Annotated in this window: 16 protein-coding genes and 3 tRNA genes; 15 read left to right on the plus strand and 4 right to left on the minus strand. The window is 72.5% G+C overall.

Translation table 11 applies throughout. From position 1 onward, the window contains the following. The first annotated feature begins 89 nt into the window (after positions 1–89). The 4 genes from IF02_RS0102170 (at position 90) to IF02_RS0102185 (ending at position 3003) form a co-directional block, all read left to right on the plus strand. Positions 90–644 carry a cysteine dioxygenase family protein gene (locus IF02_RS0102170; protein WP_030153324.1) on the plus strand — a complete coding sequence of 185 codons (555 nt, stop codon included), beginning with the start codon at positions 90–92 and terminating at the stop codon, positions 642–644. Beyond that, positions 644–1702 (plus strand): putative sulfate exporter family transporter, encoded by a 1059-nt coding sequence (locus tag IF02_RS0102175; protein WP_030153326.1) that lies wholly within the window; start codon positions 644–646, stop codon positions 1700–1702. Before IF02_RS0102170 ends, IF02_RS0102175 begins: the two co-directional genes overlap by 1 nt. 217 nt (positions 1703–1919) lie before the next feature. Continuing rightward, positions 1920–2879, plus strand: a complete 960-nt coding sequence (locus tag IF02_RS0102180) for a trypsin-like serine peptidase (RefSeq protein WP_030153328.1) — start codon at positions 1920–1922, stop codon at positions 2877–2879. 39 nt (positions 2880–2918) lie between these two features. Then, a tRNA-Ser gene (locus tag IF02_RS0102185) sits at positions 2919–3003 on the plus strand. A gap of 164 nt (positions 3004–3167) precedes the next feature. Here the strand turns inward: IF02_RS0102185 and IF02_RS0102190 are convergent. Next, positions 3168–3674 carry a GNAT family N-acetyltransferase gene (locus tag IF02_RS0102190; RefSeq protein ID WP_030153330.1) on the minus strand — a complete coding sequence of 169 codons (507 nt, stop codon included), beginning with the start codon at positions 3672–3674 and terminating at the stop codon, positions 3168–3170. 154 nt (positions 3675–3828) lie between these two features. Here IF02_RS0102190 and IF02_RS0102195 point away from each other — a divergent pair, with 154 nt between their 5' ends. The 9 genes from IF02_RS0102195 to IF02_RS0102235 all read left to right on the plus strand — a co-directional run bounded on the left by IF02_RS0102195 (position 3829) and on the right by IF02_RS0102235 (position 12540). After that, positions 3829–4188 (plus strand): DUF6344 domain-containing protein, encoded by a 360-nt coding sequence (locus tag IF02_RS0102195; RefSeq protein WP_037835372.1) that lies wholly within the window; start codon positions 3829–3831, stop codon positions 4186–4188. Positions 4189–4709: 521 nt separating this feature from the next. Then, a complete protein-coding gene (locus tag IF02_RS0102200) occupies positions 4710–5015 on the plus strand; it encodes a hypothetical protein (protein WP_030153334.1) in 306 nt (101 codons plus the stop codon). Positions 5016–5199: 184 nt separating this feature from the next. Next, entirely contained in the window at positions 5200–6351 is a 1152-nt protein-coding gene (locus tag IF02_RS0102205) for an acyl-CoA dehydrogenase family protein (RefSeq protein WP_030153336.1), read from the plus strand. Continuing rightward, positions 6348–7346, plus strand: coding sequence for a bifunctional MaoC family dehydratase N-terminal/OB-fold nucleic acid binding domain-containing protein (locus tag IF02_RS0102210; protein ID WP_078621808.1), 999 nt, complete (start codon positions 6348–6350; stop codon positions 7344–7346). Before IF02_RS0102205 ends, IF02_RS0102210 begins: the two co-directional genes overlap by 4 nt. Beyond that, on the plus strand, positions 7346–8395 hold the full coding sequence (locus IF02_RS0102215) for an acyl-CoA dehydrogenase family protein (protein ID WP_030153340.1): 1050 nt from the start codon (positions 7346–7348) through the stop codon (positions 8393–8395). Before IF02_RS0102210 ends, IF02_RS0102215 begins: the two co-directional genes overlap by 1 nt. After that, positions 8392–8829: a MaoC/PaaZ C-terminal domain-containing protein gene (locus IF02_RS0102220; RefSeq protein ID WP_051695466.1), complete on the plus strand. Its 438-nt coding sequence runs from the start codon at positions 8392–8394 to the stop codon at positions 8827–8829. Before IF02_RS0102215 ends, IF02_RS0102220 begins: the two co-directional genes overlap by 4 nt. Then, positions 8826–9992 (plus strand): lipid-transfer protein, encoded by a 1167-nt coding sequence (locus tag IF02_RS0102225; protein WP_030153344.1) that lies wholly within the window; start codon positions 8826–8828, stop codon positions 9990–9992. Before IF02_RS0102220 ends, IF02_RS0102225 begins: the two co-directional genes overlap by 4 nt. A 191-nt stretch (positions 9993–10183) precedes the next feature. Further along, positions 10184–10717, plus strand: a complete 534-nt coding sequence (locus tag IF02_RS0102230; protein WP_030153345.1) for a SigE family RNA polymerase sigma factor — start codon at positions 10184–10186, stop codon at positions 10715–10717. A 161-nt stretch (positions 10718–10878) separates the two neighbouring features. Beyond that, positions 10879–12540, plus strand: coding sequence for a long-chain fatty acid--CoA ligase (locus tag IF02_RS0102235; protein WP_030153346.1), 1662 nt, complete (start codon positions 10879–10881; stop codon positions 12538–12540). Between the two features lie 58 nt (positions 12541–12598). Here the strand turns inward: IF02_RS0102235 and IF02_RS0102240 are convergent, their stop codons facing one another. The 3 genes from IF02_RS0102240 to IF02_RS0102250 form a co-directional block, all read right to left on the minus strand. Beyond that, entirely contained in the window at positions 12599–13183 is a 585-nt protein-coding gene (locus tag IF02_RS0102240; protein ID WP_030153347.1) for an antibiotic biosynthesis monooxygenase, read from the minus strand. A gap of 13 nt (positions 13184–13196) precedes the next feature. After that, on the minus strand, positions 13197–16655 hold the full coding sequence (locus tag IF02_RS0102245) for a PAS domain-containing protein (RefSeq protein ID WP_030153348.1): 3459 nt from the start codon (positions 16653–16655) through the stop codon (positions 13197–13199). Between the two features lie 119 nt (positions 16656–16774). Next, positions 16775–17221, minus strand: a complete 447-nt coding sequence (locus IF02_RS0102250; protein ID WP_030153349.1) for an SSI family serine proteinase inhibitor — start codon at positions 17219–17221, stop codon at positions 16775–16777. 222 nt (positions 17222–17443) lie between these two features. Between IF02_RS0102250 and IF02_RS0102255 the strand changes: the two genes are divergently transcribed. Both IF02_RS0102255 and IF02_RS0102260 read left to right on the plus strand, forming a co-directional pair. Further along, positions 17444–17534: transfer RNA gene (locus IF02_RS0102255), tRNA-Ser, on the plus strand. A gap of 253 nt (positions 17535–17787) precedes the next feature. Then, positions 17788–17860 (plus strand) — tRNA-Arg (locus IF02_RS0102260). Positions 17861–17952: the final 92 nt, after the last annotated feature.

Here is a 17952-nt window from a genome sequence, read left to right on the forward strand (position 1 = left end):
GTCTCTTCCCCGAATCCATAAGCAGTGCTTGGGATTTCAGGTGAGAACTGTCGTTGGACGTGATGGGTCGGCTGCTCGACGCTGCCCATATGACCACCACCACGCCGGCCCGTACGACCGCGAGGATGGCCGCCCTCGTCAGTGAGATCCGTACGGTCGTGGACCGGGGGCTGGCCCCGGACCTGACCGCCTACCTCGTCGGCGAGCGCGTCGCCCCGCACCTGGGCACGCCCGATCTGCTCACTCCCGAGCAGCGCGAGGGGGACCCCGACCGGTACCGGCAGCACGTCCTGCACGCAGAGCCGGACGGCAGCTTCTCGGTGGTCGCGCTGGTGTGGATGCCCGGCCAGGAGACCGCCATCCACGACCACGTCTCCTGGTGCGTGGCCGGGGTGCACGAGGGCGAGGAGAGCGAGCTCCGCTACCGGCTGGCCCCCGCGACGGGGGACAGCTGCGCCCGGCTGGTGGCGACCGAGCACGTGGTCAACGGCCCCGGTGACGTCTGCGGATTCGCCCCGCCCGGCGATATCCACAAGGTCTACAACTCCTGTCGCACCACGGCGATATCCCTGCACGTCTACGGAGCCGATGTCATCCGCCTGGGCAGCAGCGTCCGCCGCGTCTACACGCTTCCCACAGACTGATGGCGCTGCTGAACCGCCCTGTACGCGGGGCGGATACCGAGGGTGCCGGGCATGTTTCACGTGAAACATCCTCGTCCTGGCCGGGGTTGGGAATGGCGGCCGCCGGAGTGCTGGTGGCGTGGTGCGTGCACCGGCTGGTGCCCGCGGTACCCATGCTGACCGCGTCGGTGGTGCTCGGCATCGCGGTGGCCCATCTCCCGGGCATACGGGAAGTCGTACGGGGAGCAGCCCGCCCGGGCCTCTCGCTGGCCGGTCGGCGGCTGATGCGGATCGGCATCGTCCTGCTGGGCCTCGGCCTGGGGCTGGACCAGGTGCTCCGGCTGGGCTGGGCCACGGTGGCGATGGTGGCCGCGGTGGTCGCCGCCACCTTCTTCGGCACCCTCTGGCTGGGTCGCAGGCTCGGGCTCCCGGGCGACCAGCCGCTGCTGATCGCCACCGGGTACTCGATCTGCGGGGCCTCGGCCATCGGCGCGGTGAGCCAGGTGTCGGGCAGCGACGAGGAGGACGTGGCCGCCTCGGTGGCGCTGGTGACCCTGTGCGGGACACTGGCCATCGCGGTCCTCCCGCTCCTCCAGGGCCCGTTGGGGCTCTCGGATCCGGCCTTCGGACGCTGGGTCGGCGCGAGCGTCCACGACGTCGGCCAGGTGGTGGCCACCGCCCAGACCGCAGGCCCGGGCGCACTCGGCGAGGCCGTCCTGGTCAAGCTGATGCGGGTGGCCCTGCTGGCTCCGCTGGTCGCCGCGGTGGCCTTCTCCGTACGGGCCCGGCGGCAGGGTGTGCGCATGCCCTCGGGACGCCGCCCGGCGCCGGTCCCGCTGTTCGTGGCCGGGTTCCTGGCCGCAGCCGCGCTGCGCGCCACCGGGGTGCTGCCCGAAGCGGCACTCGACTGGGCACACACGGCGCAGGAACTGCTGCTGGCTGCGGCCCTGTTCGGGCTGGGCAGCGCGGTGGACCTCCCCCGGCTGGCCCGGACCGGCGGCCGGGCCGCGGTACTGGGGCTCGGGGCCTGGCTGGTGGTGGCCGGGGTCTCGTACGCGGGCGTGCTGCTGACGGTATGACGTCAGCGGGCCGGCTCCCGTGGTCCATCGAGTCCATCGGGTGCATCCGGTGCATCGAAGGGAGTTGGCCAATTCCTGGCCGGAACCGACCGAACGTTCCGACCGTCTCCTGACTTCTCGTGCCGCACGTGCGACCCTGCGGCCGATCCGCACCGACAGCTCTTCACCCCCACCCTGCCCGTTCCGACGGGACCGGGCACGGCAGAAGGAGTCCTGCGTGAATCGTCATCGCACGGCAGCATCGGTCCTCATGGCGGCGGGCGCCCTGATCGCGGGCGCGCTGACGGCCGCCGCCCCCTCGGCCGCAGCCGACTCCCCGGCCTCGTTCAGGCAGCAGCACACCCAGGGTTTCTGGACCGCCGAGCGGATGCGCGGCGCCACCCCGCTGGACGTGACGGCGGCGCCGGGGACCGGGCGGGCGCCGGTCGCGGCCGCCGCACGGCCCACGCTGGTCGCCCCGACGGCGGCATCCGCCGCGGCGGCCTCCCCGACGTCGTTCCCGCAGGCGGGCGGCGCCTGGACGGGCGGCGGGGCGGTGGTCAAGACCTCGGGCCGGGTCTTCTTCACCTTCGGCGACCGCACGGCGTCCTGCTCCGGCGACTCGATCACCAGTGCCAACGGCAGCACGGTCATCACCGCCGGCCACTGCGTGAAGTACCAGGGCGCCTGGCACACCAACTGGATCTTCGTACCCGCGTACGACAACGGGAACGCCCCCTACGGGCAGTGGTCGGCCACCAAGACCTTCGCGACGGACCAGTGGGCCGCCAGCGAGGACATGAACATGGACGTCGGCCTCGCCGTCGTGGCCCCGCTGAACGGCCAGAAGCTCAGCCAGGTCGTCGGCGCCCAGGGGATCGCGTTCAACGGCGGCTACAACAAGAAGATGTACTCCTTCGGGTTCCCGGCGGCCGCCCCGTACGACGGCACCAAGCTGGTCTACTGCAGCGGGAACACCGGCAAGGACTTCCTGCTGACCAAGGACCACGGCCTGGGCTGCAACATGACCGGCGGCTCCAGCGGCGGCCCCTGGTTCCAGGACTTCAACGAGGCCACGGGCCTGGGCACCCAGGTCTCGGTGAACAGCTTCGGCTACACGTTCCTGCCGAACCGGATGTTCGGCCCGTACTTCGGCAACGAGGCCAAGGCGGCCTACGACAAGGCCCAGAATTCCTGACCCAGCCGCCCCCCACCTGCCGGTACTCTGTACCGGCCAGGTGGGTTGCCCGAGCGGCCTAAGGGAACGGTCTTGAAAACCGTCGTGGCGCGAGTCACCGTGGGTTCAAATCCCACACCCACCGCAGATGAGCGGCCCCTGACCAGCCAAGACGGTCAGGGGCCGTTCTCGTGGGCGCTAACGGACTTGTCCCGCCATCCGCTGAGGCCCTGCTCGTAAAATGGAGCAGATCGTAGTGACCCGGCGTCGTTTGGTGCCGCTTTGGCCTCTCTCGTCATGCGGCCTGTTTCACCCGGCCAGCACCGCCCGCCAGTCATTGCTCGTGTGCCACTGGCCGGGCGGGTACTCGAAGCGGGTCTCGCCGAGCAGTACGAAGCCGGCCGTGCGGCAGACCGCGTTGGATGCCCCGTGTTCGACGGACGGGAAGGCGTGGAGGTGGCGGCGCGTGCCGTGGGCGGCCGCGTGGGCGATGACCGCGCGGGCCGCCTTCGCGGCGAGGCCTCGGCCCTGGAACTCGGGGAGGACGCCCCACCCGGTCTCGTAGACCTCCTCGCCCTTCCATATGCGCTCCCAGAAGGCGATCGTGCCCACGCTCTCGCCCTCGGCGACGATCCGGAACACCCGTCCGGCCGCCGGCTCGCGGGCGCTCAGCGCCAGATACCGCTGATGGCGGTCCTTGAGCTTGGCTTCGGTCTCCGGGCCGCCGAGATGTTCGGTCATGACGGGCTCGTTCTTGCGCAGCAGCAGCCAGAAATCGCCTTCTGTCCAGGGCGCGAGTTCCAGGGGGGTGTCCATGCCGCCACGGTAGGCGCAAGGCACCCGCTAGGCCCTTTGAGTGGTGTTTGTCGGAAGATCGGCGCGCGTTGTGGGGGCGCTGCGGTTGCGACCACATCATGACGAATGTATGCAGATCCGCCCGTCGGAACATCGCGAAACGAAGGACCTCGTCATGGCTCACCGCATCACCGTCACGTCGCTCTGGACCGCAGTCGTCGCCGTCGTCGTCGCGCTCCTCGCCTCCCTCGGGTTCGGCGCCAAGGCCGCGCCGGCCGTCGCCTCCACCGCCGCCGCTCCCGCTCCCTCCCGCCGCGCGGCCACCGCCGCTGTGCGTCGGCCGGCCCGGCCGATGGGCCGGCGGAGCTGGCGGGCGATGATGCGGGGCGGTTCGCTCCCGCCGACCATCAAGCAGCGGATCCGCGCCGAGGCGCACGGCAAGGCCCCGTCCGTCCGCCGCTCGACGACCGCCGCCGCGTCCCTGGCCGGCAGCACCGCCGGAGTCGGTCGCGAGGAGCTCGACCTGGTCGCGTAGCGCCCGTACGGCGTCACGCGCTTGGCACGGCACAGTAGGCAGTCGAGAGAGCAGTAACGGCAGCAGTAGGCGCTGGAGCCCGGTCGGCAGGTCGCGGCCGCGGATCGCGCCGGTGATGTGCCCCGGAGCGGGGCACGGTGAGATGGCCCCGGCGTGCGCCGGGGGCGCGCAGGGGGCGTGAAGCCTGACATTGCAGGGCCGCAGGCCCGGGAGACGGTGGGGTTCCCGGACAGAGCGGCCCTTTTCGGCATGTCCGGCGCACACGAGTTTGAGGGAACGTTTCAGCTCAGATCCGGCGGGGGTTTCGGCCGCCTCCGGCGCGCTGACCAGCGGCGTTGGCGTGCGAATGAGGTTTATCCGATGTTGCTCATACTTGCGAGGGAATCGTGGACTCCGGCCTGGTTCGCCGGGGATTCGGTGGGCAACTCTGGTGTCGCGACGTCGTCACCACGCAACGACCGAGGCGGTCGGCCAACTGCCTTGGAGCAACCCCCACTTCGCTTTTCTGGAGGATTCAGACCATGGCAAGCATCCGTACCGCCCGCGTCATCGCCGCCGTCGCCGCTCTCCCCCTCGCCGTTTCCCTCTTCGGCGGTGTGGCCTCGGCCGACAACGGCTCCTTCGCGAACGACGGATCGAATGCGAGCGTCGCCAGCATCATCGGCAGCGGTGTCGGCGGGAACAACAGCGGCAACTCGTCGACTTCCCAGCAGGTTGCGACCGGCTCCGGTGCGTCCAACCAGAACAACACCGCGCAGGTCAACGGCTCGGCCTTCACGGCGATCCAGCAGGGCAACATCGCGGCCAACTTCCACCCCTGGTGGTAGGCGCTCCCCGAGTCCTCTGAGTCTTGAGGGCGTCTGTGCCACCGGACCGGCTGGGGTCCGGTGGGGCAGGCGCCCTCGCGCGTCCGTGCGCGGCCCCTCGTGGACTCTCCCGACCTTGACATCCACGGTGAATCTGACGGACAGTCAGGTTCACTCGATGATGTGATGCCGGGAGGCCAGCGCCGTGCACCTCGCCCCGACCGAAGGCCAGTTGCGGCTGCGCGCCGAACTGCGGGAGTACTTCCACGATCTGCTGCCGGACGGGCCCCCCGAGGACCCCGCCGCCCAGCGCGCACTGCTGCGCCGCATCGGCGCCGACGGACTGCTCGGCCTCGGCTGGCCCGTCGAGTACGGCGGCCAAGGGCGCGGCCCCGAAGAGCAGTTCGTGTTCTTCGACGAGGCCTACCGGGCCGGCGCCCCTGTCTCCATGGTCACCCTCAACACCGTCGGCCCGACCCTGATGAAGTACGGGACCCCGGAGCAGAAGGACTACTTCCTCCCCCGGATCCTCAGCGGCGAGATCGTCTTCGCCATCGGCTACTCGGAGCCCGAGGCGGGCACCGACCTGGCCTCTCTGCGCACCCGCGCCGTACGCGACGGAGCCGACTGGCTCGTCGACGGGCAGAAGATCTTCACCTCCAACGCCCAGAACGCCGACTGGATCTGGCTCGCCTGCCGCACCGATCCCGACGCCCCCAAGCACAAGGGCATCTCGATCATCCTGGTGCCCACCGATGCCCCCGGGTTCGCGTGGACCCCGATCGAGACGGTCGGAGGCCTCACGACCACGTCGACGTACTACGACGGGCTCCGCGTGCCCGCCGGGAACCTCGTCGGCCCCGAGCACGGCGGCTGGGGACTGATCACCAACCAGCTCAACCACGAGCGCGTGGCCCTCGCCGCCATCGGCATGCAGGCCGAGGACTTCTACACGAGCGCGCTGCGCCACGCCCGCACCCCCGATCCGGTCACCGGTGAGCGTCCCGCCGACCGGCCCTGGGTGCAGTCCCGGCTCGCCGAGGCCCATGCCCGGCTGGCCGCCGTACGCCTCCTCAACTGGCGCCTCGTCCAGGACGTGGGCGCCGGCACCCTGGCCCCCGGCGACGCCAGCGGGGTGAAGTTCCTCGGCACCGAGTCCACCGTCGAGGTGTACCGGATGTGCCAGGAGGTGGTGGGCGAGGAGGCGCTCGTACGCGGGCCCGCGGCCTTCGCCGGCGGCGAGCTGGAGCGGATGAACCGGGCGGCGCAGATCAACACCTTCGGCGGCGGGGTCAGCGAGGTCCAGCGGGAGATCGTCGCCATGATGCGGCTCGGCATGAAGGGAAGGAAGCGATGACCGCCACGCCGGAGCAGGCAGCGGACACGGCAGCGAATACGGGAGCGGGCGCCGGGGCGGACGCGGAGGAGGCCGCCCGGTTCCACGCACTGCTCACGTCCTTCGAAGGGCGGCCCGCCGCCACCGCGGGCCAGGGCAAGGACCCGGTCAACCAGCCGATGATCCGCCACTGGTGCGAGGCGATGGGCGATGCCGACCCCGCCTACACCGGCCCGGACGCCATCGCCCCGCCCACCATGCTCCAGGCCTGGACGATGGGCGGGCTCTCCGGGCACGGCGACCGCTCCTCCGCCTACGACGAGCTCCTCGCCCTGCTCGACGGCGCGGGCTGCACCTCCGTCGTGGCGACCGACTGCGAGCAGGAGTACCTGCGCCCGCTGCGCCCCGGCGACAGGGTCACCTACGACGCCGTCATCGAGTCCGTGTCCCCGCGCAAGACGACCAAGCTGGGCACCGGCCACTTCGTGACCACCCGCATGGACGTCCGCGCGGACGGTGAACTCGCCGGGACCCACCGCTTCCGGATCCTCAAGTACGCGCCCGCCGGCCCGCGCGAGAAGAAGCCCGCGGCCCGGCGCCCCCGCCCCGTGGTCAACCGAGACAACCAGGGCTTCTGGGACGGGGTCGCGGACCACAAGCTGCTGATCCAGCGCTGCACCGCCTGCGGGACCCTCCGCTTCCCCTGGCTGCCCGGCTGCAACACCTGCGCGAGCCTGGACTGGGACACCGTCGAGGCCTCCGGCGCCGGCACGGTGTTCAGCTACGTCGTCATGCACCACCCGCCCTTCCCCGCCTTCACCGCGCATGAACATGCCGCTGCCGCGGCGGGTCCGTACGCGGTGGCGCTCGTCGAACTCGCCGAGGGCGTCCGGATGGTCAGCAACATCACCGGCGTCCCGTACGACAAGGTCCGCATCGGGATGCCCGTGCACCTGGAGTTCCTGCGGGCCGACGAGGAGCTGGAACTGCCGGTCTTCCGAGGGAGCGAGGGCTGATGGACTTCCACCCCACCGAGGAGCAGGCCGAGGCGGCCGGGCTCGCCGCCCGGATCTTCCGCGACCTCGCCACCCACGAACGCCTCGCCGCGGTCGGCACCGGCAGCGACGCCGAGCTGTGGAAGGCCCTCACCGCCGCCGGACTGACCGCCGCGGTGGAGGACGTCGGCCTGCTCGGCCTGGTGCTGCTGCTGGAGGAGCAGGGCCGCACCACCGCGCAGGTCCCGTACGCCGCCACCTGCGCGTACGGGATCCTGCCCGTCGCCGCGCACGGCAGCGCCGAGCAGCGCGCCCGGCTGCTGCCCGCCCTGGGCTCGGGCGAGGCGGTGGCCACCGGCGCCTTCCCGGCCCGCGGCTGCATCACCGCCTCGCCGGACGGCCGGCTGACCGGGACGGCCCCCGTCGTGCCCTGGCTGCGCGATGCCACCCACGTGCTGGTCCCGGACGCCGACCGGGCCCTGTGGCTCGTACGGACGGACGCACCGGGCGTCGGGACGCCCGAGGTGGAGACCACCGCCCCCTGGTCGGCGGGGCGGCTCACCCTGGCCGGGACCGAGGCCGAACGGCTCGGGGACGGCCGGGCCTACGAAGAGGTCCTGGCCACCGCCCGCACCGCCTTCGCCGGGCTCCAGGCGGGGGTCTGCGCCGGCTCCCTGGCCCGTGCGGTCGAGTACACCTCCACCCGTGAGCAGTTCGGCCGGCCGCTCTCCACGAACCAGGGGGTCATGCTGCGCGCGGCCGACGCGTACATGGACACCGAGGCGATCCGGGTCACCGCGTACGAGGCGGCCTGGCGGATCGACGAGGGACTTCCGGCGCGCGAGCACGCCCTGACCGCGGCCTGGTGGGCCTCGGAGGCGGGCAAACGGGTCGTGCACGCGGGCCAGCACCTGCACGGCGGGATGGGCGCCGACCTGGACCATCCCGTCCACCGGCACTTCCTCTGGGGGCGCCAGCTGGACGCGTACCTGGGCTGCGGCAGCGAGCTGCTGGCCGAGCTGGGCGCGCTCCTGTCCGACCACGCAGCATCCGAGGGGGACGACGCATGAACGTCGGCGACACACTGGCGCCGCTGGAGATACCGGTGACGCGCACGCTGATCGTCGCGGGCGCGATCGCCTCGCGCGACTACCAGGACGTCCACCACGACGCCTCGCTCGCGCGCGAGAAGGGCTCCCCGGACATCTTCATGAACATCCTGACGACCAACGGCCTGGTCGGCCGGTACATCACCGACCGCCTCGGGCCGGGCGCCGTCCTGCGCAAGGTGGCCATCCGGCTCGGCGCCCCCAACTACCCGGGCGACACCATGGTCCTGACCGGCACCGTGGTCGCCGTCGACGGGGACCGGGTGGAGATCCGGGTCGTCGGCGCCAACGGCATCGGCCACCACGTCACCGGCACGGTCACGGTCACGGTGACCGGCATGGGCACGGGCGCGGCCACGGGCACGGCCGCGGCCTCCGCGGAGGTGGCGGCATGAGCGTCCGGCACCGCGACACGCTCGGCGGGCGCGCCGCCATCGCCGGTATCGGCGCGACCGAGTTCTCCAAGGACTCCGGCCGCAGCGAGCTGCGGCTCGCCGTCGAAGCCGTCCACACAGCCCTCGACGACGCCGGGCTGTCCCCCGCCGACGTCGACGGCATGGTCACGTTCACCATGGACACCAGCCCCGAGATCACCGTGGCCCAGGCCGCCGGCATCGGGGACCTCTCCTTCTTCTCCCGCATCCACTACGGCGGCGGCGCGGCCTGCGCCACGGTCCAGCAGGCCGCCCTCGCCGTCGCCACCGGGGTCGCGGAGGTCGTGGTCTGCTACCGCGCCTTCAACGAGCGCTCCGGCCGCCGCTTCGGCTCCGGCGTGCAGCAGCGCGAGCCCTCGGCGGAGGGCGCGGCGCTCGGCTGGTCGCTGCCCTGGGGGCTGCTGACCCCCGCCTCCTGGGTGGCCATGACCGCACAGCGCTATCTGCACACCTACAACCTGACCCCCGAGGCCTTCGGCCACGTCGCGGTCACCGACCGCCGGCACGCGGCGAACAACCCCGCCGCGTATTTCCACGGCAGGCCCATCACCCTCGCCGACCACGCCGCCTCGCGCTGGATCGTCGAACCGCTGCGGCTGCTGGACTGCTGCCAGGAGACGGACGGCGGCCAGGCGCTGATCGTCACCAGCACCGAGCGCGCCCGGGACCTGCGCCACGCGCCCGCCGTCATCACCGCGGCCGCGCAGGGCGCCGGACGCCGTCAGGAGGGCATGACCTCCTTCTACCGCGACGACCTCACCGGGCTGCCGGAGATGGACGTGGTGGCCCGGCAGCTGTGGCGGACCAGCGGACTGCGGCCCTCGGACATCGACGTCGGCATCCTCTACGACCACTTCACCCCGTTCGTCCTGATGCAGCTCGAGGAGTTCGGCTTCTGCAAGCCCGGCGAGGCCGCCGAGTTCGTGGCCGCGGACGCGCTGCCGCTCAACACCCACGGCGGCCAGCTCGGGGAGGCGTACCTGCACGGCATGAACGGCATCGCCGAGGCGGTCCGCCAGCTGCGCGGCACCTCCGTGAACCAGGTGGCGGGCGCCGCCCGTGCCCTGGTCACGGCCGGGACCGGGGTACCGACGTCCGGACTGATCCTCGGCGCCGACGGCTGAGCCCGGAGCCGCGCGCCGGTCCCCGGCCGACCCCGGCGCCGGGACCCGCGGCCTGTCCCAAGGCCGCCTTCGGCCTGCCCCTCCTCCACCTTCAGGAGGTGGGGCAGGCCCCCTGCCTACAACCTGAGATGGATCCAGCTTCGGCACTTGCGGCCGATCCCAGGTCCGGACCGCGCTTCTAGCGTGGAGCCATGACCACGCCTGTGTGCACGCTCGCCTCGAACCCGACGCCGTACCCGTCGTTCTCGGCGTACGTCCGGACCCGCGGCTCGGTCCTGATGCGCACCGCGCGCTCGCTCACCGCCAACCCGTGCGATGCCGAGGACCTGCTCCAGACGGCCCTCGCCAAGACGTACGTCGCGTGGGACCGCATCGAGGACCACCGCGCCCTCGACGGCTACGTCCGGCGGGCCCTGGTCAACACCCGTACCTCCCAGTGGCGCAAGCGCAAGGTCGACGAGTTCGCCTGCGACGAGCTCCCGGAACCCGAGGAGACACCCGCATCCGACCCCGCCGAGGCGCAGGCGCTGCGCGACGCGATGTGGCGAGCGGTGACCCGGCTCCCCGACCGGCAGCGCGCGATGGTCGTCCTGCGCTACTACGAGGACTTGAGCGAGGCCCAGACCGCCGAACTCCTCGGGGTCTCGATCGGCACGGTCAAGAGCGCCGTCTCGCGCGCTCTGGTCAAGCTCCGCGAGGACCCGGAGCTCACCCCGGTCCGCTGAACCGGCCCATGTTTCACGTGAAACATCGGTGTTTCACGTGAAACGTCGGCGATTGGTTGCCGTGTTTGTACCCCCGGGTAGTGACATGCCGACCGGTACGTGCGCAGAATCGGCAGCATCCGTAGCCGCCGCAGCGCCGCAGCGCTCACCGGGAGGACGCTTTGCTGAGCACCATGCAGGACGTACCGCTCCTCGTCACCCGCATACTCCAGCACGGGATGACGATCCACGGGAAGTCCCAGGTCACGACCTGGACCGGGGAGGCCGAGCCGCACCGTCGCAGCTTCGCCGAGATCGGTACCCGCGCCACCCGCCTCGCCAACGCCCTGCGCGACGAACTGGGCGTCCAGCAGGACGACCGGGTGGCGACCCTGATGTGGAACAACGCGGAGCACGTCGAGGCGTACTTCGCGATCCCCTCCATGGGTTCCGTACTCCACACCCTCAACCTGCGCCTGCCTCCCGAGCAGCTGGTCTTCATCGTCAACCACGCGGTCGACCGGGTCGTGCTGGTCAACGGGACCCTGCTGCCGCTGCTGGTCCCGCTGCTGCCGCACCTGCCGACCGTCGAGCACGTGGTCGTCTCCGGCATCGGTGACCGCTCCGGCCTCGAAGCCCTCGCGCAGGAGCGCGGCTTCCGCGTCCACGACTACGAGGAGCTGATCGCGGACCGCGCGACCTCGTACGACTGGCCGGAGCTGGACGAGCGCCAGGCCGCCGCCATGTGCTACACCTCCGGCACCACCGGCGACCCGAAGGGCGTCGTCTACTCCCACCGCTCGATCTACCTGCACTCCATGCAGGTCAACATGGCCGAGTCGATGGGCCTGACCGACCACGACACCACCCTCGTCGTGGTCCCGCAGTTCCACGTCAACGCCTGGGGCCTGCCGCACGCGGTGTTCATGACCGGCATCAACATGCTGATGCCGGACCGCTTCCTCCAGCCCGCCCCGCTCGCAGAGATGATCGAGCGGGAGAAGCCCACGCACGCCGCGGCCGTCCCCACCATCTGGCAGGGCCTGCTCGCCGAGGTCACCGCCAACCCGCGCGACCTGACCTCGATGAAGCAGGTCACCATCGGCGGCGCGGCCTGTCCGCCCTCCCTGATGGAGGCCTACGACAAGCTCGGCGTCCGCCTCTGCCACGCCTGGGGCATGACCGAGACCTCCCCGCTGGGCACCATGGCGCACCCGCCGGCCGGCCTGAGCGCCGAGGAGCAGTGGCCGTACCGGATCACCCAGGGCCGCTTCCCGGCGGGCGTCGAGCCGCGTCTGGTGGGTCCCGGGGGCGACATCCTGCCCTGGGACGGCGAGTCGGCGGGCGAGCTCGAAGTACGCGGTACCTGGATCGCGGGCTCCTACTACGGCGGAGCCGCCGGTGAACCGCTGCGCCCCGAGGACAAGTTCAGCGCGGACGGCTGGCTCAAGACCGGCGACGTCGGTGTGATCAGCCCCGACGGGTTCCTCACGCTGACCGACCGGGCCAAGGACGTCATCAAGTCCGGCGGCGAGTGGATCTCCAGCGTGGAGCTGGAGAACGCGCTGATGGCGCACCCCGAGGTCGCCGAGGCGGCGGTCGTCGCCGTCCCGGACGACAAGTGGGGCGAGCGCCCGCTGGCCACCGTCGTCCTCAAGGAGGGCGCGACCGTGGACTACGACGGGCTGCGCGTCTTCCTCGGCCAGTCCATCGCCAAGTGGCAGCTGCCCGAGCGCTGGACGACCGTCGCGGCCGTCCCGAAGACCAGCGTCGGCAAGTTCGACAAGAAGGTCATACGGAAGCAGTACGCGGACGGCGAGCTGGACGTCACCAAGCTCGGCTGAAGCGAAGGTCACCAAGCTCGGCTGAAGCGGCCGACTCGACCGAGGCGCGAAGCCTTGCTCAGCCCTGGCCGGCCTTCGTCAGCCAGGGCCGCAGCAGCCTGCTGACGGCCGGCATCGCCAGGTAGGTCATCAGCGTGCTGAAGACGACGGCGAAGGCGGCCGTCCGCAGGACGAAGTGCAGGTTCACCAGGTACGGCCCGAGCACCGCGTTGCCGGCGAGCGAGATCGGGAAGATGGCCAGCCCCGAGCTGATCGCCATCTTCCAGCGCGGCGGCGCGGGCCGGGTCGTACCCGGCTTGGCGAACCAGGTCTCCATGCCGTGGAGTTCGCGCCGGGCTATCTCGGTGTGGTGGTGGCCCAGGCAGTTGGAGAACCACTGGGCCCGCTCGGCGGAGTCCTGCCACCGCTGGAAGGCCGCGTGGTCCCGGAAGCGGTGGACCAGGAACCACGGCCCGCCGTCCGCCGCCGGACGGAACAGTCCGTACCCCAGATGCCCGGGGAAGGTCGCGGCCGTCTCCAGGATGCCGTGGGCCCAGGCCTCGAACGCCTCCTCGTGGCCCGGCTCCACCTGCCGGGCTATGAGCAGGTTCACCTCCCCGTTGTCGGCGGGGACGGTCTGCTCGCTCGTGTCGATGATGGCCATCGGGCCAGGATGACTAGTTCGTGCCGATCTTGGCGAGCAGATCCACGATGCGGCCCTGGACGTCCGCCGTGGTGGCCCGCTCCGCGAGGAAGAGCACGCTCTCCCCGGAGGCCAGCCGCGGCAGTTCGGCCGGCTCGATCCCCGTGGCCGTGTAGACCACCAGCGGGGTCCGGTTGAGCAGCCCGTTGGCGCGCAGCCAGTCCACGATCCCGGCCCGCCGGCGCCGGACCTGCATGAGGTCCATGACCACCAGGTTGGGCCGCATCCGCGTCGCCAGCTCCACCGCGTCGGTGTCCGCGCCCGCCCGTGCGACCTGGAGGCCACGCCGTTCCAGGGCGGCCGTCAGCGCCGTCGCGATCTCGTCGTGCTCCTCGATCAGCAGCACCCGGGAAGGGTGCTGCTCGCTGTCGCGCGGCGCGAGCGCCTTGAGGAGGACGGCCGGGTCGGCCCCGTACGCCGCCTCGCGCGTGGCGTGCCCCAGCCCGGCCGTGACCAGTACGGGGACCTCGGCGGCCACCGCGGCCTGGCGCAGGGACTGCAGGGCGGTCCGGGTGATCGGCCCCGTCAGCGGGTCCACGAACAGCGCCGCGGGGAACGCGGCGATCTGCGCGTCCACCTCCTCGCGGCAGTGCACGATCACCGGGCGGTAGCCGCGGTCGCTGAGCGCCTGCTGGGTCTGGACATCGGGCGCCGGCCACACCAGCAGGCGGCGCGGGTTGTCCAGGGGCTCCGGAGGCAGCTCGTCGTCCACGGGCTGCGGTACGGGCCGGTTGACGACCTCGACGGCGCCCCCGGGCCCGTCCAACGGCTCGGGGCCTTCGTCGGCGCCCGCCTCGGGGGCTCCTATCGCGAACGCCCGTCCCGGGGGCGCGGGCTCGGCGAGCCGGCGACGGCGGCCGGAGCCACCCGTACCGCCCGCGCCATTGGTGCTTCCGGAGTCGACCGAGATGCCCTGGCCGAGCGTGCCGAGGGCGCGCACGCTGATCGGCTGCGCGGCCTCCGCCGGGGCGTCCTTGGGCTGCCGGGCCCCGGGCACGGCCACCGGGCCGGCGGCCTCCTCGTCCTCGGGAGCGGTACGGGCCGCCGGGACCGGCCAGGCCGGAGTGGCGGGCAGCGCACGCCGCCGACCGGTCGGCGGTACGGGCTCCTCGTCGGCCGCGGCCGGCTGCGCGGCGGGGGCCGAGGGCTCGGCGGCGGGCGCACCCAGCACCCGGCGCCCGCGCCGCCCGGCCGGGGCGTCGCCCTCGGCCTCACCGGGAGCGGGGGCCGGACCGGCCATGGCGGGGCTCTGCGCGGGGGCTGCGGCCGGAGCCGACGCCGGAGCCGCTGCCGGGGTCGGGCCGGCGGGCAGCGCGAAGCCGCCCTCGGGGGCGATGGGCCGTACGGGGGCCTGCGGGGCGGCGGCCGGAGCCGGGCCGAGGCCCGTCGCGGGCACGGGACCGCCGGGTTGCGGCGCGGAGGCCGCACCCAGGGCGCGCCGCCGCCCGGCGGGATGCTCGGTCACCGGAACCGGCGGCACGGCGGGCATCGGCGGTACGGGCGGCACCGGCGCGCCCGGCTGCACCGGGGAGCCCGGCGGCATCGGGGCCACACCGGGACCGCGGCCGGAGCCGGCGGGCCCCTGCGGCACCGGCGGGAGCGCGGGCATGGCGGTGCCCTGCGGGGGCACGGGCCGGCCGGGGCCGCCCTCGCCGCTGCCCGTTCCGCTGCCGTCGCCGTCCCGGCCGCGCCGGCGTCCGGTGCCCAAGCCCGCCGGGTTCACCGGGGACTGCGCGAGCTCGGGAGCCGCGGCGTCGACGGCACCGGCCTCGCCCGCCCGCCGCCGCCCGGACGGCAGCGCCAGCGCGCTCCCGCCCTCGGCGGCGCCGCTCGCCTTCGACTCCTCGGCCGCGTCTTCCAGGAACGCGTCCACACCGCGCCGGGCCCGCCGGCCGGCGGGGCCCTTGCCCGCGCCCTCGGCGGCCGCCGGCTCCTTCGCGGGCTCGGGCTCCGGCTCCGGCTCCGGCAGCGTCACCGTTCCGGCTCCCGCGCCCAGCGGCAGCTCCAGTACGTACGCACCGCCGGGCGCGCCCGGCACCTCCACCGTCTGCAGCACACCCCCGTGCGCGGCCACGACGCCCCGCACGATCGGCTCGTGCACCGGGTTGCCGCCCTCGTACGGCCCGCGCACCTCGATCCGTACGACCTCGCCCCGCTGCGCGGCGGCCACGACGATCGTCGAGTCGCTGTACCCGCTGCCCTGACGGGTCTTGCCCGTGGCGTCCACCCCGGCGACGTCCGCGACCAGGTGCGCGAGGGCGCCCGCGATCCGCTCGGCGTCCACCTCGGCCTCGATGGTCGGCGCGTGGACGGCGAACTGCACGCGGCCCGGGCCGATCAGCTCGACCGCGCCGTCGATGCCGGCCGCGACGACCCCGTCGATCAGGACCTTCTTCTTCCTGAGCTTCTCGGCGCCCGCGTCGAGCCGCTGGAAGCCGAGCACGTTGTCGACCAGCGCGGTCATCCGGGAGTATCCGGCGGCCAGGTGGTGCAGCAGCTGGTTGGCCTCGGGCCACAGCTGTCCCGCGTCGTCGGCGGCCAGCGTGGCCAGCTCCCCGCGCAGCTCCTCCAGGGGCCCGCGCAGGGACTCGCCGAGGACGGCCAGCAGCTGGGCGTGCCGGGCGGCCAGGGCGTCGTAGGGGCGCCGGTCGGTGAAGGTCATGACGGCGCCGACGAGCAGCTCCCCGTCCCGTACGGGCGAGGTGGTCAGGTCGACGGAGACGGGCTGCCCGGCCTTGTTCCACAGCACCTGGCCGCGCACCCGGTGCTTGCGGCCGCTGCGCAGGGTGTCGGCGAGCGGGGACTCCTCGAAGGGGAACGGCGAGCCGTCGGCGCGCGAGTGCTGGATCAGCCCGTGCAGCTCGCGGTTGCCGAGGTCGGTGGCGCGGTACCCGAGGATCTGGGCGGCGGCCGGGTTGACGAGGACGACCCGTCCGTCGGTGTCCGTGCCGACGACGCCCTCGGCGGCGGCCCGCAGGATCATCTCGGTCTGCCGCTGCGAGCGGGCCAGCTCGGCCTCGGTGTCCACGGTCTCGGAGAGGTCGCGTACGACGAGCATCAGCAGCTCGTCACCCGTGTACGCGGGCTGCGGCTCGCGGTAGGCGTCACGGCCGTCGAGGTGGGCTGCGGTGACCTCGACGGGGAACTCGGTGCCGTCGGTGCGGCGCGCCACCATCCGCTTGGGCTTGGCCCGGCCGCCCTCGTCCTCGCCGGGCCGGCGCATGGAGCCGGGGATCAGCTTGGAGTCGAACTCGGGGAGGAGGTCCAGCACGCCGCGGCCGACGAGCCCGGTGCCCGGGCTCTCCATCACCTCGAGGGCGATCGAATTCGCGTTGACGACCGTGCCGTTGGCGTTGACGAGCAACAGCGCGTCCGGAAGAGCGTCGAGTATTGCTGCGAGGCGAGCAGCGCCTCGGGATGGCCTGCTGCTCACGACGAGCTTCCTCCCTGACCACAACTACCGGCATGTCACGGGAGGAGTCTAAGGGCACGGCCCCGGCCTGAGGTGGCGGATGTCCGGTGGATACCGTGCATCCTTCGCATCCTCCCAGGTCAGGAGCGCCCACCCGGAAGCACAGGTTCCAGGTTGTTCCAGCGGGCGATCTCGCATCCGTTGGTCCGCCGGAACGACGCGTCCACCTTGTGGCCTTGCCAGGTTCCGGTGATGTGAGCGGTGGCCGGGCCGCCGTCCTGCATGGTGCAGATCTGCCGTTTGGCGTCAGGGGCGAAGGGGTCCTTGTCCTGCTTCGCGAGGACGTCGAGCCGGTCGCAGGCCCGCTCCGCCTCGGGGTGGTTCCCGCCGACGGGGTTGCACTCCAGCAGGTACTCGCCGTTCGCCCGGGGGTTGCCGGTGGCGGACACGGCGATGGTCAGGCGGTCGGGCGCGGCCAGCAGCCGGCTCAGTGGCGGCAGGGGCGCCAGCGGGGGCAGCGGCCCCGCGGCCGTGGCCGCCGAGGCGGCCAGGGCGGAGGTGACGGCGAAGGCGGCGAGACGCAGCATGGGGCACTCCAGGTCGTCCGTACGTCGTACGCCTGACCAACGACGCGCGGCCGCCGACGTTGCGTACGGGCGGGCGTACGGACGGGTGCGCGGGAGGGCGCGCGCCGGAAGACTTAAGGCTTTGCTCTGGTGGCGGCTGTCCTTGTACCGTGGGAGCGGATTGGTGAGCGGCCCGGTGGCTGTGTCATCATCTGCACGCACCCTCGTACGCGGGGGTGTGCTGGAGGCGTCGCCTAGTCCGGTCTATGGCGCCGCACTGCTAATGCGGTTTGGGTCTTAAAGCCCATCGAGGGTTCAAATCCCTCCGCCTCCGCACCTGCCGAAGCCCCGGTCCTCACGGACCGGGGCTTCGGTGCGTTCCGGGGTCTTGCTTTTGACGCGTTCCGGCCAGGCCGACCTCCGCCCCAACCCCGCCCCGACATCGGTGCGAACCCATCCCGATGATCTTCATCGGGGGCGTTTTCGCAGGTCAGGACCGGTTTGGCTAATGGATTTCGCGTCCCGCCGAGGTCCATGTATTGTTGTTCTCGCAAGGCCAACGGGGCGCAAAACCCCGAGAAGCCCAAGCACTCGTAGCTTAACGGATAGAGCATCTGACTACGGATCAGAAGGTTGCAGGTTCGAATCCTGCCGAGTGCACAGCCGAAGAGGCCCCCCGGTTCACCGGGGGGCCTCTTGCGTTGTCCGGTGTCCTTCTTGGTGGGGAGGGGGGTCTCGGGGTTCTTCGGGGG

Source organism: Streptomyces sp. NRRL S-244 (genome assembly GCF_000717915.1).
Lineage (GTDB): Bacteria > Actinomycetota > Actinomycetes > Streptomycetales > Streptomycetaceae > Streptomyces.

Coding starts and splice junctions, on each gene's coding strand:
- IF02_RS0102170 (WP_030153324.1), top strand. CDS start 90: ATGACCACCACCACGCCGGCCCGTACGACCGCGAGGATGGCCGCCCTC.
- IF02_RS0102175 (WP_030153326.1), top strand. CDS start 644: ATGGCGCTGCTGAACCGCCCTGTACGCGGGGCGGATACCGAGGGTGCC.
- IF02_RS0102190 (WP_030153330.1), bottom strand. CDS start 3,674: ATGGACACCCCCCTGGAACTCGCGCCCTGGACAGAAGGCGATTTCTGG.
- IF02_RS0102195 (WP_037835372.1), top strand. CDS start 3,829: ATGGCTCACCGCATCACCGTCACGTCGCTCTGGACCGCAGTCGTCGCC.
- IF02_RS0102200 (WP_030153334.1), top strand. CDS start 4,710: ATGGCAAGCATCCGTACCGCCCGCGTCATCGCCGCCGTCGCCGCTCTC.
- IF02_RS0102210 (WP_078621808.1), top strand. CDS start 6,348: ATGACCGCCACGCCGGAGCAGGCAGCGGACACGGCAGCGAATACGGGA.
- IF02_RS0102215 (WP_030153340.1), top strand. CDS start 7,346: ATGGACTTCCACCCCACCGAGGAGCAGGCCGAGGCGGCCGGGCTCGCC.
- IF02_RS0102220 (WP_051695466.1), top strand. CDS start 8,392: ATGAACGTCGGCGACACACTGGCGCCGCTGGAGATACCGGTGACGCGC.
- IF02_RS0102225 (WP_030153344.1), top strand. CDS start 8,826: ATGAGCGTCCGGCACCGCGACACGCTCGGCGGGCGCGCCGCCATCGCC.
- IF02_RS0102230 (WP_030153345.1), top strand. CDS start 10,184: ATGACCACGCCTGTGTGCACGCTCGCCTCGAACCCGACGCCGTACCCG.
- IF02_RS0102240 (WP_030153347.1), bottom strand. CDS start 13,183: ATGGCCATCATCGACACGAGCGAGCAGACCGTCCCCGCCGACAACGGG.
- IF02_RS0102250 (WP_030153349.1), bottom strand. CDS start 17,221: ATGCTGCGTCTCGCCGCCTTCGCCGTCACCTCCGCCCTGGCCGCCTCG.